Raw genomic sequence first — 13582 nt, 5'->3', positions numbered from 1 at the left:
ATGCACGCCACCATCAACACCGATCGCGTCGCCCGCGCCTTTCACCGCAACCACGCCACCTACGACCAGCACGCCATCGTGCAACGCGAGATGGCCCGCGCGCTGATCGCTCCCCTGCGCGACTATTGTCCGCACCGCCTCGACCGCGTCCTGGAGCTCGGCTGTGGCACCGGGCTCGTCACGCGCGAGCTCGCGGACGCCTTCGATCTGGGGGCCTGCACCGTAAACGACCTCGTCCCCGACCTCGCCGAAAACGCCGCCGACTTCCTGAGACGCGGCGGCGCCGGACCCGTCGCCTGCCTGCCGGGCGACATTGAGGCCATCACTGAGTTCCCGGCCGCGCAGTCTCTGATTATCTCGGGGGCCACCTTCCAGTGGCTCCGCGACACCGCCCGCTTTCTCCTTAGAATCACCGCGCATCTCCGCCCCGGCGGCCTCCTCGCCTTCAGCACCTTCGGACCCGAAAACCTGCGCGAGCTCCGCAACGCCACCGGCATTGGCCTCCCCTACCCGCCGCTCGACAGCCTCCGTGCGATACTTGCCGGTAGCATGGAGGTATTGGTCGCCCGGGAGTGGCGTCATCCCCTCCGTTTCGACAGCGCGCTCGACGTCCTGCGCCACCTGCGGAAAACCGGGGTGAACGGCCTCGCCGAATGCCGCTGGACGCCCCGGCAACTCAATCGGTTCTGCGCCGAATTCGAGCGCTCCCACCCTTTCGACGGCGGAGTCGCCCTCACCTACCACCCCATAGTGATCATCGCCCGCAAGCCGGGGCAAGTGGTATAATCCGGTTTTGGACCGAAGTACATCGCAATGCCGGCAGCCAATGCGATGAGGAGTCCGTAGTGTTCATTTCGTCCAACACAGAATTCGCCGCGACCGACGCCCTCGAACAGATCCGCAATGTGCTCGCGCTTCACAGCCCCGACACGCGCCCCTCGGAAAACACCCCGCGCGTCGCGGCGGTCGCCATGGTGCTGCGCCACGGGCCGGATGGCGCGCTCGAAACCCTCTTTATGAAACGCGCCGAACGCGCGGACGACCCCTGGTCCGGGCAGATGGCCTTTCCCGGCGGGCACGTGGACCCCGGCGACAACGGCCCGGAAGCCGCCGCGCGCCGCGAAACCCTGGAGGAGGTCGGGCTGGCCCTCGCCCCCGAGATGCTTCTCGGGCGCCTCAACGACATCTCGGGCGGACGCCTCCGCACCTTCGAGCTCGCTGTCTGCCCCATGGTCTATTTCCACCCCGACCCCGGACCGCTGGCCCACAACTACGAAGTCGCCGAGACGGTATGGGTGCCCCTCTCGTTTCTCGCCGATACCGCAAGCATCGGCGCCTATTATTACCCGCGCGATCCCGAGCAACGGGCATTCTCCTGTTTTAACTACGGCCCCTACACCATCTGGGGCCTCACCTACCGCATTCTCGCCCAGTTCATGGGCCTGTTCGATGTCACCCTGCCGACGGAGCGGCCGCTCACGGATGTGGAGTAGCCGCCCGCCATGTTACACTCAACGCCGATGGCGTAGAATCCAAACCAGCTGTTTCGCGAGGTAGTCATGAAGTCCAACAAGAAACGCGACCTGCTCTTCCGTATCGCCGCCGCATTCATGCTCCTGCCGCTCAGCGCGTCGGTCGCCGTGCAGTGGAACGACCCCGACGGCTTCGTCTGGATGCTGATCTACGGCTATAGCCTCGTAATCACCCTCCCCGCCGCCTTCGGCGTCTACACCGGCTGGGCGATACCCGGCATGATCGGCTACCTGGGCGGCTTCTTCTGGCTGCTCCCCGGCTTCGAGGCCCCCTACCTCAAGAGCGAGCTCACCCGCGAGGGAGGCGGCCTGCTCATCGCCGGGCTCTGGAGCCTCGCCCTGGCGGCCGCCTGGTACACGACCGCCCGGCCCCCGGCCGTGCCCGCGCCCGTCCCGGTGGGTACCCTCCATCTCGTACCTCCGGTCACGCAAGGCGGCGGCGGTGGTGGATGCGGCAGTGGAAAGTGCGGCTGCGGAAAGTAGCCCTACGATTCGTCCCCGCCCCGCTCCAGAAACTGCACCAGGCTGACCAGTTCCTCCAGGGTCATCGTCTGCACGAGCCCTTCCGGCATCGTGGAGCGCTCCAGCTTCGTCCGCAACTCGATCGACGCCTTCGGAATATCCACCCGCTCGCCCTGAAGCGTTATCAGCGTTAGCCGCTCGGCATTCTCCCCGGCAAGCATGCCCGAAACGGTCGTAAAGTCGTCGAGTTCCACCTCCACGCCCTCGTACTGGTCCGAGACAACGCGCGAGGGATACATAATCGCCTCTAATAGATCACGCCGGCGAAAACGGCTCGCCACGGTCGATAGATCGGGACCGCCGCCCTGCCCCACGCTCCCGAAAACATGGCAGTTCGCGCACTTGGCCCGTAGAAACACCCGCTTGCCCTGTTCAAGATCGCGCGGCGTGTACGCCATCGGATCGTACTCCAGATACTCCGCGATTTCCTCAAAACTCATGGCTACCAGGTCCGATTCCGGAGCCGATTCGCCTTCCATCTCCGCCAGCAGCGCAAGCGTCTCCTCCTCCCGCGCGCGCAGCGACCGCGCCTTCCGCTCCTCCGCCGCCACGCGCTCAGCCTCCGGAAGCCGCGCCATCAAGTCCGACCACATATTGTCGATGAAGCCCTGGATGCTCGCGCCCCCCGTCATCTCGCGCCCCCGATCAAACCACGCCACCGCCGCCTGGCGCGTCGCCTCCGTCCACCCGCGCTCGATCGCCCGCAGCGCATACATCGTGTGGATCTGCTCCTCCTGCGGCTTGTCCGGCGTCAGATACGCGATCAGCGCCTCCACCGCCCCGGGCGGAGCCAGCGCCGCCAATACCACCTGAAGCTCCCGGTTCACCCGCGCGTCCGCGTGCGGGAAAATCCCCAGAAGCCGCGGCCCCATCGCCGCGCGAAACGGCTCAAGACGGTCGCCACCCGTCACATCCCGGATCAGCGCGAGCTGAATCACGCGCAGGAAATCCAGCAGCGCCGGCGTCTCCAGCGGAACCTGGCTGATCGCGTCCAGCTTCGCGAAGATCGCGTCCGAATGCACCGCCGCCCGCTGCGTCGCGATTAGCGCGGCCAGACCCTCCAGCGCGCCGCGCGGTCGCCGCCCGATATCGTCGCGCAACATGTGATCCGACCAGAGATCGCGGTGCATGCGCATCATTGCCAGCCGCGCCGCATAGCGCACGTGCCGGTCCTCGCTGTCCAGCAGCAGGTACAGCCCGGAAATCAGGCCCTCGTGCGTCTCCACCCGCGTCGCCTCGTCAAGGCCGGACCGGACAATCGCCTCGCACGCGCGCCGCGTTACCGAGGCGTCCTTGTCGTACAGCGCGTTAATCAGCGGCTCCCGGAACGTCTCAAAGGATCCGCAGCCCATCAAATAGATCGCCGCGTCCTTCACCCGCGGCTCCGGATCGCGCGCGAGTTGCGCAAGCACGTGCGGCTCGGGCTGCGGACCAAACACCTGCAGCGCCTCGATCGCGCGAACCCGCAAGTCCGGCTCCAGCCCGGGATCCTGCGCGGCATCCAGCAGGCCCGCGCCCCACGCCTCGCCCATCGCCTCCCGCGCGGATTCGATCGCATGCCGGCCCCACGCCGACCGGGGCATGGGCTGATCCAACACTGCCGCAATCGTAACGGGCGCCGGGCGGGCCTCCTGGCCGGCGCCATAGCGCACGCGGTACACCCCGCCTTGCGTGCCGCGCCCGCCGGTCGCAAAATACAAGTCCCCGTTCGGCGCCACATCGAGGTCCGTCACGTTCAACGGCTCGCCCACCAGAAAATCCACCGCCCGGCCCGCAATAGTCGCGCCCGACGGCTCGGGAAACAGCACGCGAATACGCCCCCGCGACCAGTCGCCCATGAAGAAGGCGCCGCGGTATTCCGGGGGAAACGCATCGTGTTCATAAACGCAAACCCCGACCGGAGACCCGCGGCCTACATCGCTCACACCCGGAAGTGTGTCGATGTAGTACGCGGGCATCTTCGAGGAACCCGTCCGCCAGCCGTAATCGCCGCCCGGCGTCACGTGAATCACCCGGATCGGCCGAAACCACGGCAGGCCCAGATCCCATTCCATGTCCGAATCAAACGTGAGCAACTCGCCGTGGCGATCGATAGCGAAATCGTAGGCATTGCGAAAGCCCCCCGCCACCTGCTCCCACTTCGTAAACGCCGGGTCCGCCCGAACTATCGTCCCGCCCGGCGCCATCACATCGTTCGCGTGGCCGCGCGGATCCACGTACCGGGGCAGCAGGTAGTCCTCGCGAAGATCCCGGCTCGGCGAACGCGCATCCAACGGCGCGGCGGGACGCGCGTGGTTGCCGTACTGCACGTAAATGTACCCGTCCAGCCCCCGTTGGATGGCATGGGGGCCGTGCTCCCCCATGCCGCCGTCCGACGCCATCAACAGCGTCGTCTGCTCCGCCTGGCCATCCTGATCCGCGTCCGTGAGCCGGTAAAGGCCCGGACCCTCCGGGCCGTTCCCCTGCGCCAGAAGATCCCCCGGCCCCAGGAACAGCAACCCCATAACCCGGGTCACCGCTTCGCTGAAGCTTTCCTGCGCCTCATAACGCCCGTCGCCATTTTCGTCCACCAGCACCCGGATCCCCTCGTCCTGGGCCCCCACAACGGGGCGGCCCAGGTGGTCGAAGGTCAGGGTGATGAGTGAACCGGTCAATTCATGCGTCGCGACTTCCTCGACGGAGAACCCCTCGGGAAGCCGGAAGCGCTCCCCCAGGTAGGAAAGTTTCGCCTCCCGCGCCTCGAAGTCGGGGAGAAGTTCCCCCTCCTTCAAGGCCACCTTTTCGCCGAGTTCCTTGATTTCGATGTCCTTGAACCGAACTTCCATCTCCGGTCCGCTATGCAGCTGAAGCGCGATAATCCCCGCCTTCGCGCCCTCGGGATCCACGAAATCCAGGGTCGTGTAGCCGTTCAGCACCATCTTCACGCGATCGCCCTGGCACGTGATCACGTACTCGTTCCAGTCGCCGTGCTTCACCACATCCGCAATCGCCGCGCGCTGGCTGTCCGTGTACTCGTTCCAGTACGGCAGGATACCGCGCTTCCGCTCCTCGTAAAGCATCCCGAAATAGGTCTGCTCCGCCACGTCCGCCTGGTATCCCGCCACCGCGTGATCCTCAAGCTGCTCGCTCCGGAACTGTATGCCGCTGTTGTGATTGATCAGCTTCACCTTCACCCGCAGCACGAAATCCGAGTAGGACTTCTCCGTGGACAGGAAGCTGTTCTTCTCCAGCTTCACGCCCTTCGTCGATCCGACTATCTCGCCGTTCTCGACGCGCCAGAGATTCATATCGCCCGTCCAACCGGTCAAATCCTTACCGTTGAACAGCGGGGTGAAGCCATCGTCCGCCGCCGGAGCCGACAGCGGTGACAGAAGTAGCGCGGCCGCCAACAGCAGCGCGCGCGGGGATGAGGTAGACAACACGGGGAAATTCCTCCATGGTTGGGGTGGATTCCCGCCGGAAGGGGCGCACGCGTGTGGCCCCCGGCCGCCAGGGCGGCCCGCCACGGGCGTGGCGCGCGGGGATCGCCGGATATCGCAAAAGCCTAATCCATTCCGCCGCGCCCTGTCCAGCAACCCAGCCCGGGAACACAGGCATTCCCGCCCGTGCGACACCGCACGTTGCCCAGCGCGTCGATCCAAAAACAACAGGACCCTCCGAAGAGGGCCCTGGTCCGTGCTTGCACTATCAAATCCTGCTCTACCTACGCACGGCGAAATCTCCGCGCCACAACAACACCGCCAAACCCCAGCAAGCCCAACGTAAGCGTACCCGGAAGCGGAACCACCGGCGTCCCCGGACCCGTTTCCTCCGCAAATATGAGCTCAATCCCAACCGACCGGCTCTCATCGACATAAAAATCATCGAATTCGATTGTCAGGGTATCGTCGGTAAACCCGAAATTCAACCCCTGCAAGTCGCCGTCCGCCAATGCGAGTCCATTTAACACATACCCGGACGGATTGTAGGTCCAGTTTGAAAACTCAACGGTCACACCCGAGAAGGTGTAGATATCGCCGCTCGTTCGCTCCGTAAAGAGTTCGAGGAACGTAAGGCCCCCAGATTCAAAAAAATTGAAGGTCAGGTCGATTTCGTCCGCGGGCGAGTTGTCCTGGAATTCCCCGGTAAGTAGCGCCGAAAACTCAATGGTTCCCCCTTCCCAGGGCGGAGTGTTGTCCAGCGTCGCCTGCCCGGGCCCGAAACTGTCTACGCCGCTCGCACTTCCATCCATCGTCCCCACAAACCCCGCCGACGCCGCCTGCGCGATCCCCATCGCCAAGGCGATCAATCCCCCAAATCGCAGGTTCTTCACGGTAATATCCTCCTCGTCCCGCTGTTGTCCAGCACGTCGCACACTATCCACGTTGAGCGCCTGTGAACCGCCAAGTTTCTGTCATTATAGCGCGAAACGCGAGATTTCACAAGCGCCCCGCGCAAAAGTTCTCCATTCTATGCGTAGAAAACCTCGATCTGCTCCAAAATGGCGCGTGTTCTTCGCGCCAGCGCAACCCCACGTCCAACTATCCATCCTTCTCCACGCTTCCCGGAAAGATCTCCCGCCCGTACTCCGGCTGCCGTGGCGGATAGGTATTCACTCCAACCGAACAACGTGCGCCAACGTCGCTTTACCTTCCGGGCTGAAGCAGCTTGAGCGGCGGGTTCGACCTGTCCATTGATGCCGTGAACACAGCCCCGGTATCCCAAAGCGGGACGGTCCGTTTATTCATTCGTGTCCATTCGCGTTAATTCGCGGATCAACTTTGTTTGGTTGCGGCCCAAGGCTGCCCTGCGTCCATTCGCGATTGACAAACTCGGTTCGAGACCAGCGGCCGCGCCGCGCAGTCCAATAGGAATAGATTACCCTTTCGCGTTACACTGCCCCGGAACCACAAAACACACACCGGGCGCCGCCCACAATCGCGGGCCCGCCCGACAGGTTTTTTTTGCGGCGTGCCGCCCCCGCCGGTGTTCCGCCCAGACGAAACGGGAGTCGATTCGATGCGCGTCAACCAGATTCAGCAATCTCTGGCCCTATTCGCGTCCGCCCTCTTGCTGGCAACCACGGCGGCGGCGCAATTGCTGCCCGATGTCGCGCCGCTCGACTGGGAAGGCGATCTAGCCACGCGCATGGTGGATGGCCTGCACGCCGACCTGGACCGGCGGATCGACGCCGCACGCGAAGATCGGTCGGCCCGCTGGAGCGCTTCCCCCCTCACGGGCGCCTTCGCGGCGGAAAATCGCGCCGATCTCCGCACGATCCTCGGCGCCGTCGACGCCCGCGTCCGGGGCGACGTCGAGACCATCGCCGCACCGGGCGAGGAAGGTCCGCTGGCGCGCGGCGAGGGCTACCACATTTACGCCGTGCGCTGGCCCGTCTTCGGCAATGCCTGGGGCGAAGGCCTGCTGGTCGAGCCGGATGAACCCGCGCGCGCTTCGCTCATCCTCCTGCCCGACGCCGACGAAAACCCGGAGGCCCTGCTCGGCCTGGAGGGCGGGGGCAATCCATACGCCCTGCGACTCGCCGCCGCCGGCGCGCGCATCCTGATTCCCGTGCTGGCCGATCGCACGGACACCTGGTCGGGCCATCCCGATGTCCGCATGACGAACCAGCCGCACCGCGAGTGGATCTACCGGGGCGCCTACGAAATGGGCCGCCACGTCATCGGCTTCGAGCTGCAAAAGGCCCTCGCCGGCGCGGACTGGCTCGTGCGCCGTGGCCCCGGCTTGCCCCTCGGCGTGATGGGCTACGGCGAGGGCGGCCTGCTGGCCCTGCACGCCGCCGCGCTCGACACGCGTATCGGCGCGGCAGTGGTCTCCGGCTATTTCGGCCCGCGCGAGGGCCTATGGGCCGAGCCCATCTACCGGAATGTCTGGGGATTGCTTTCCGACTTTGGCGATGCGGAGCTGGCGGCGCTCGTCGCCCCCCGCGCGCTGATCATCGAGCCCGCGGCCCCGCCCGCCGTCTCCGGGCCGCCCATGACCGAAGGCCGCCCCCACGGAGCCGCGCCCGGAGCCGTGCCCGCCCCCCCCATCGACGCCATCCAGGCCGAAGTGGCCCGCGCCGAGTCCTACGTCGCGAATAAGCCAGACGCGCCCTGGATACGGATCGCTGGCCAGGCAGGCCGGGAGGCCGGGCAGGACGAAACCCTCCAACAGTTCGCGAAAACGCTGGAGCTGACACAGCCGTCCAGCGCCGCCCCACCGGAACCGCTCCGGGAGCTGCCCGATGCGCGCGTCCGCATGAAGCGCCAGGTCGAGGGCATGCTGGACTGGGTCGACCGGATCCTGGAGGAAGCGCCCCATACCCGCGCGACGTTCTGGAGCAACGCCGACGCGGCCAGCGCAGCCACATGGGTCGCCTCCACCGCCGAATATCGCCGCATCTTTCACGAGGAAATCATCGGCAGCCTCCCGGAAAGCACGATTCCGCTGAACCCGCGTACGCGCCAGGTCTATGAAACCGATCACTACACCGGCCACGAGGTCGTGCTGGATGTATACGAGGACGTCTTCGCGTACGGTATCCTCCTGCTCCCCAAGGGCATCAAGCCCGGTGAGCGCCGCCCCGTCGTCGTCTGCCAGCACGGGCTCGAAGGCCGCCCCCAGGAGATAACCGACCCGGCGATCAACAGCCACTACTACGTACAATACGGCTGCAAGCTGGCCGAGGAGGGTTTCATCGTCTATGCCCCCCAGAACCCCTACATCGGCGGCGACCATTTCCGTTCCGTGCAGCGAAAAGCCAACCCGCTGCGCCTCTCGCTCTTCAGCTACATCATTGAGCAGCACCGGCAAACCCTGAAGTGGCTCGGCGGCCTCCCCTTTGTCGATCCCGATCGCATCGCCTTCTACGGCCTCAGCTACGGCGGAAAGACCGCCATGCGCGTGCCCGCCGTGCTGGAGGAATACTGCCTCTCCATCTGCTCCGGCGATTTCAACGAATGGATCTGGAAAAACGTCACCCGCCGGAGAATCACCAGCTACATGTTTCACGGTGAATACGAAATGTTCGAGTGGAACCTCGGCGAGACCTTCAACTACGCCGAAATGGCCTGGCTCATCTGCCCCCGCCCCTTCATGGTCGAACGCGGCCACTGGGACGGCGTCGCGCCGGACGAGTGGGTCGGCTACGAGTTCGCGCGCGTCCGCAACCGCTACGATCTCCTCGGCCTCACCGACGAAACCGCCATCGAGTGGTTCAACGGGCCCCACAAGATCAATGGCGTCGGCACCTTCCAGTTTCTCCGCGACAAGCTGAATTTCGCGCGAACACCCTGACAGTAATTGCGGCCCGAATTCCACCTTGCACGGAAAAGCGGTGGTTTTCAGCGACGGCAGGGCCAGCAGCGTCAGCAGGAATCGAAATCCACGCTGTCGCTGAAGTCCCTGCCGTCCCGGCGTTTCACCCGGGCTCCCACAGACGCCGGATCGGCACAGCGTACATCCCGTCGCCAAACGGCGCGGCCGTCTCGCCGTCGTACAGCACGACCCCGCACTGGAATCGCTTCCCGCTGGCCGCCTGCAACTTGCGCAACCCGCGGAAATCATGCTTTTTCACCGTGGCCGACGCCTTCACCTCCACCCCCGCCACCCGCTGCCCGCACGTCAGCACCACGTCCACCTCCGCGCCATCCTTGTCGCGAAAGTGGTTGAAGCTGATGGGATCCTCCCGCCAGCTCGCCTGCCGCCGCAGTTCCTGGTAGACAAAGGTCTCCAGCAACTGCCCGAGCAGCTCCCGGTCCGCCCAGAGCCCCGCCGCGTCGACCCCGAGCAGCGCGCACGCCAGCCCCGTATCGCCGATGTGCAGCTTCGGCGTCTTGATCAGGCGGCTCAGCCGGTTCGTGTGCCAAGGCGGCAGCTCGTCAACCAGAAACACGCTCGCAAGCAGCGTCATGTAGTCGCGGATCGTCGGGCGGCTCAACTGGAACGGCGACGCCAGGTCCGATACGTTCAACAGACGCGCCGTCTGGCTTGCCGTCAGGGACAGCAGCCGGGGCAGCGCGTCCAGCGACGCGATCCGCGCCAGATCCCGCACGTCCCGCTGCGCCAGCGTCGTCAGGTAGTCGCTGTACCAGCGCGACCGGCGCCGGTATGACGCCCGCGCCAGCGCCGCGGGGTAGCCGCCCGCCGCGATCCGGTCCGCCAGCGTCCGCTGCAGGCGCGGGACCTTCGCCATCGGAAAACCGTCTCCAAACACCGCGTCCAGAAAGTCCGGAGCCACCCCCGCCAGCTCGCATTGCGACAGCGGGTGCAGCCGGAGGATTTCCATCCGGCCCGCCAGCGAATCCGAAAGCCGCGGAACCAGCAGCACGTTCGCCGACCCCGTCAGCATGAAGCGCCCCGGCGTCCGCTTCCGATCCACGCTCGCCTTGATCGCGCGAAACAGATCCGGCGCCCGCTGGATCTCGTCCAGGATGCTGTACGGCGGAAGATCGTCGATGAAGCCCGCCGGATCGGCGGTGGCGCCCGCCAGCACCACGTCGTCGTCGAAACTGAAATAGGCGTATCCGCGCGCCGCCCCGGCCTGCTGCGCCAGCGTCGTTTTACCGCACTGGCGGGGGCCGTCGATGAGCACCACGGGCGAATCGTCCAGCGCCTCGTCGAGGCGTGGCATGACGAATCGGGTATAGGTATCGGGGCTGCTCATGGCGTCTGATCGCAAGGTTATACTGCGGCTGATTGAAAGGTTTTATTTCGGCTGATTGTAACCTTTTCGGGCGACAATAGCAAGCAAAAACTTCGGCTGATTGAAAGTTTTTGCTTCGGCCAATTGAAACCTTATATCCCGGCCAATTGAAATACAGCGCCCCCACCGCACACCTCATTGCTCCGAAAGTCGGCCAATTGCAATCCAAAACTTCGGCTGATTGCAAGGTTATATATCGGCCAATTGAAAGGTTATATTTCCATTTTGGAACATTTCTTGGAAAGCCATGCCCATAAATAAATGATATAGAACAACTTACAAACTACCCCCGAAAGAGATAGCCCGACAAGAATTTTCAACGCATTGCCGCCCCGTTCCCAAACGATTCTCCACGCGCCCCCCAATAAACTTGCCACCACCCTGCGGGCTGCGCCACAATGCGCCCCTGACCCGAAGCCCTACCGGGAAAAGGAGCCCAAAGCCATGTCCAGCCCCTGCCAGGGCGTCATTCTGGCCGCCGGCCACGGCGCCCGGATGGGCGCCATCGCGGACCGCTACCCCAAGGCGCTCCTCCCGGTCTGCAACATCCCCCTCATCCACCGCCACCTCGACACCCTGCGCCGGCTCGGCGTGCGCGATGTCATCATCGTAGTCGGCCACCTCGGCGACCAGATCCGCCAGGCCCTCGGCAACGGCGAAGCGTGGAGGCTCTCCATCACCTACGCCGAGCAAACCGATCGCCAGGGGCTCGCCCACGCCGTCGGCCAGCTCGAAGCGTACCTGGATCGCCCCTTCTACCTCCTTCTCGGCGATATCTACTTCGAATTCGACCACCTGGACGCCCTCCGCGCGGCCTTCGAAACACACCGCGCCGCCGTGGCCCTGGCTGTGCGGGAAGACGAGGACCTCGACGCCGTCCGCCGCAATTTCAGCGTCGAGACCGATGCCGCCGGGCGCGTAAGCCGGCTGATAGAAAAGCCGGCCCACCCGCCGACCCGCTGCAAGGGCTGCGGGCTCTACCTCGCCGACCGCCGCCTTTTCGACGCCATCCGGGAAACCCCGCGCTCCGCCCTGCGCAACGAATACGAACTCACCGACGCCATCCAGCGCCTCGTCGAGCACGGCGCCCCCGTGCACGCGGTTCCGATGGTCGCGTGGGATATGAACATCACCGAGCCAAACGACCTCGTCACCTGCTCCGTCCGCGAACTCGCCCGGCGCGGGCTGCCCCACCTGCTGGGCCACGATTGCCGCCTGGCCCCGGGCTGCGCCATCAATGGGAGCGTGCTGGGGGACGGGGTGCGGGTCCTGCACCCCATCCGCCTCGAACGCTGTGTCGTGCTGCCCGGGACCATTGTGGACGCCACGGAGGATTACACCGGCGTCCTGATCGCCCCCTGAGCCCGGCTACCGGCGGAACAGCCGCCGCACGCCGCCCGGCGGGTCCACCCGCGCCGCAATCCGCAACCGCGCGATGCCCCGCTGCACGGAGCGGCACGACGAGGAAGTGCTGCATCCCAGCCGCCGCCCGACCTCCTCGTGGGTCAGCCCCTCAAAGTAATACAGCTCAATGCAGCGCCGCTGCCTCGCGGTAAGCCGCCGCCGCATCTGCGCGCGAACCCACCGCAACAGGCGGGCCTTCTCCATGCCCCACGCAATCGCCGCCGCAACCTCCGCCTCGCTTTCGCTCCACGGGCTGTCCTCGTTCCGGTACGCCGCCATCAACTCCGGACAACACGTCACCTGGTAGCGATCCCCAAACCTGCGAAATTCCCGTTCCATCAGCTTTCCCTCTTGCCGTCGCGGGCATCCCCTTCGGATGCCGCCCTCGAACAAGAACCAGCGTAGGTTCGGGAGGGTGAAAAAGTACTTTGAAAACAAGGGGGTTATTCTTCGCTTTTTCTTCGCCCGGGAACTGCCGCGATCGATCAGGCGGAGCCAGGGACGCCATCCTCCTGCGGCGGATCTCCGCCCCTCAAGCTCCGCGAATGCTGCTCTGCACTGAACAAATACGCCTCAGCATCACCACAACTGCCTCATACAAACCAGATTACGGCATCCCTCCCAAGGAAGCGGCAAAGGCTGGGAGCGCAGGCGTCCCCGCCTGCCAGGCGGCGAAGCCGCCGTCCATTTTCATCCTTAATGGGTGACGCAACGCCCCGAGTGCCCCTGTACCCTCAACCCCCCGCAGCGTGCTACCATACCCGCCAAACCCCAAACGCCCCAGGAGAACACCCGAATGAGCATCAAGGACGACGTGCAGCAGGCCCTCAAGGAAGCCATGAAAAACAAGGACCACCTGCGCCTCGAATGCCTGCGCATGGCCAAGGCCGCCCTGCTGGTGAAGGAGAAGGAAGGCGCGAAGGACGCGGGCCTCGCCGACGACGTGGCCATCGCCACCCTGCGCTCCGAAGCCAAGAAACGCCAACAGAGCGTGGATACCTACGCCGAACTCGGCAAGACCGAGGAAGTGGAAAAACTCAAAGTCGAGATCGCCATCCTCGAAGAGTTCCTCCCCAAACAGCTCTCCGAAGCGCAGGTCCGCGAGAAGATCCAGGCCTTCCTCGCCGCCAACCCCGACGTCACCCACGCGGGCAAGCTCACCGGCGCCCTGAAAAAGGAACTGGGCGACCAGGCCGACGGCAAAATGCTCAACGACCTCTGCCGCGAAGCCCTCGGCTGACCCCACACATCAAGAACCGCATAATCGGGCGCGCACCCCTCCCCGGGATACGCGCCCGTTTCGTTTCAACCCAGGCCGCCGACCGTGCCACGCGATCGGGCAACGCCCGTTCGTGTGCCCGTAGTCACAAACGCCAGCGACACAAAGAAAGCCCGGGCGAGCGATTCAAGCCCCACATCCAACCAGCACCAGAACCAC

General features: G+C 65.1%; 10 protein-coding genes. 6 read left to right on the top strand and 4 right to left on the bottom strand.

Translation table 11 applies throughout. The annotated features are described in order from the left end of the window. The 3 genes from bioC to KF886_01830 all read left to right on the top strand — a co-directional run bounded on the left by bioC (nucleotide 1) and on the right by KF886_01830 (nucleotide 2015). Nucleotides 1-786, top strand: coding sequence for a malonyl-ACP O-methyltransferase BioC (bioC, locus tag KF886_01840; protein MBX3176079.1), 786 nt, complete (start codon nucleotides 1-3; stop codon nucleotides 784-786). Nucleotides 787-845: 59 nt separating this feature from the next. Beyond that, nucleotides 846-1493: a CoA pyrophosphatase gene (locus tag KF886_01835; protein ID MBX3176078.1), complete on the top strand. Its 648-nt coding sequence runs from the start codon at nucleotides 846-848 to the stop codon at nucleotides 1491-1493. A gap of 66 nt (nucleotides 1494-1559) precedes the next feature. Then, nucleotides 1560-2015 (top strand): hypothetical protein, encoded by a 456-nt coding sequence (locus KF886_01830; protein MBX3176077.1) that lies wholly within the window; start codon nucleotides 1560-1562, stop codon nucleotides 2013-2015. Nucleotides 2016-2017: 2 nt separating this feature from the next. Here KF886_01830 and KF886_01825 read toward each other — a convergent pair whose 3' ends face one another. Together KF886_01825 and KF886_01820 are read right to left on the bottom strand one after the other, a co-directional pair. After that, nucleotides 2018-5476 (bottom strand): DUF1080 domain-containing protein, encoded by a 3459-nt coding sequence (locus tag KF886_01825; GenBank protein MBX3176076.1) that lies wholly within the window; start codon nucleotides 5474-5476, stop codon nucleotides 2018-2020. 281 nt (nucleotides 5477-5757) lie between these two features. After that, nucleotides 5758-6366 carry a hypothetical protein gene (locus tag KF886_01820; protein ID MBX3176075.1) on the bottom strand — a complete coding sequence of 203 codons (609 nt, stop codon included), beginning with the start codon at nucleotides 6364-6366 and terminating at the stop codon, nucleotides 5758-5760. Between the two features lie 686 nt (nucleotides 6367-7052). On the opposite strand from KF886_01820, the gene KF886_01815 reads away from it, so the two are divergent. Then, nucleotides 7053-9332, top strand: coding sequence for a hypothetical protein (locus KF886_01815; GenBank protein MBX3176074.1), 2280 nt, complete (start codon nucleotides 7053-7055; stop codon nucleotides 9330-9332). Nucleotides 9333-9456: 124 nt separating this feature from the next. Here KF886_01815 and KF886_01810 read toward each other — a convergent pair whose 3' ends face one another. Beyond that, nucleotides 9457-10701, bottom strand: a complete 1245-nt coding sequence (locus KF886_01810) for an ATP-binding protein (GenBank protein ID MBX3176073.1) — start codon at nucleotides 10699-10701, stop codon at nucleotides 9457-9459. 483 nt (nucleotides 10702-11184) lie between these two features. On the opposite strand from KF886_01810, the gene KF886_01805 reads away from it, so the two are divergent. After that, the gene (locus KF886_01805; protein ID MBX3176072.1) at nucleotides 11185-12102 is read left to right on the top strand and encodes an NTP transferase domain-containing protein; all 918 of its coding nucleotides are present in this window, start codon (nucleotides 11185-11187) and stop codon (nucleotides 12100-12102) included. Between the two features lie 6 nt (nucleotides 12103-12108). Here the strand turns inward: KF886_01805 and KF886_01800 are convergent, their stop codons facing one another. Continuing rightward, on the bottom strand, nucleotides 12109-12483 hold the full coding sequence (locus KF886_01800) for a hypothetical protein (GenBank protein ID MBX3176071.1): 375 nt from the start codon (nucleotides 12481-12483) through the stop codon (nucleotides 12109-12111). Nucleotides 12484-12940: 457 nt separating this feature from the next. On the opposite strand from KF886_01800, the gene KF886_01795 reads away from it, so the two are divergent. Further along, the gene (locus KF886_01795; GenBank protein MBX3176070.1) at nucleotides 12941-13384 is read left to right on the top strand and encodes a GatB/YqeY domain-containing protein; all 444 of its coding nucleotides are present in this window, start codon (nucleotides 12941-12943) and stop codon (nucleotides 13382-13384) included. Nucleotides 13385-13582: the final 198 nt, after the last annotated feature.

Source organism: Candidatus Hydrogenedentota bacterium, from assembly GCA_019637335.1.
Classification (GTDB): Bacteria; Hydrogenedentota; Hydrogenedentia; order Hydrogenedentales; family JAEUWI01; genus JAEUWI01.
This window is presented reverse-complemented; position numbering and strand designations above follow the sequence as displayed.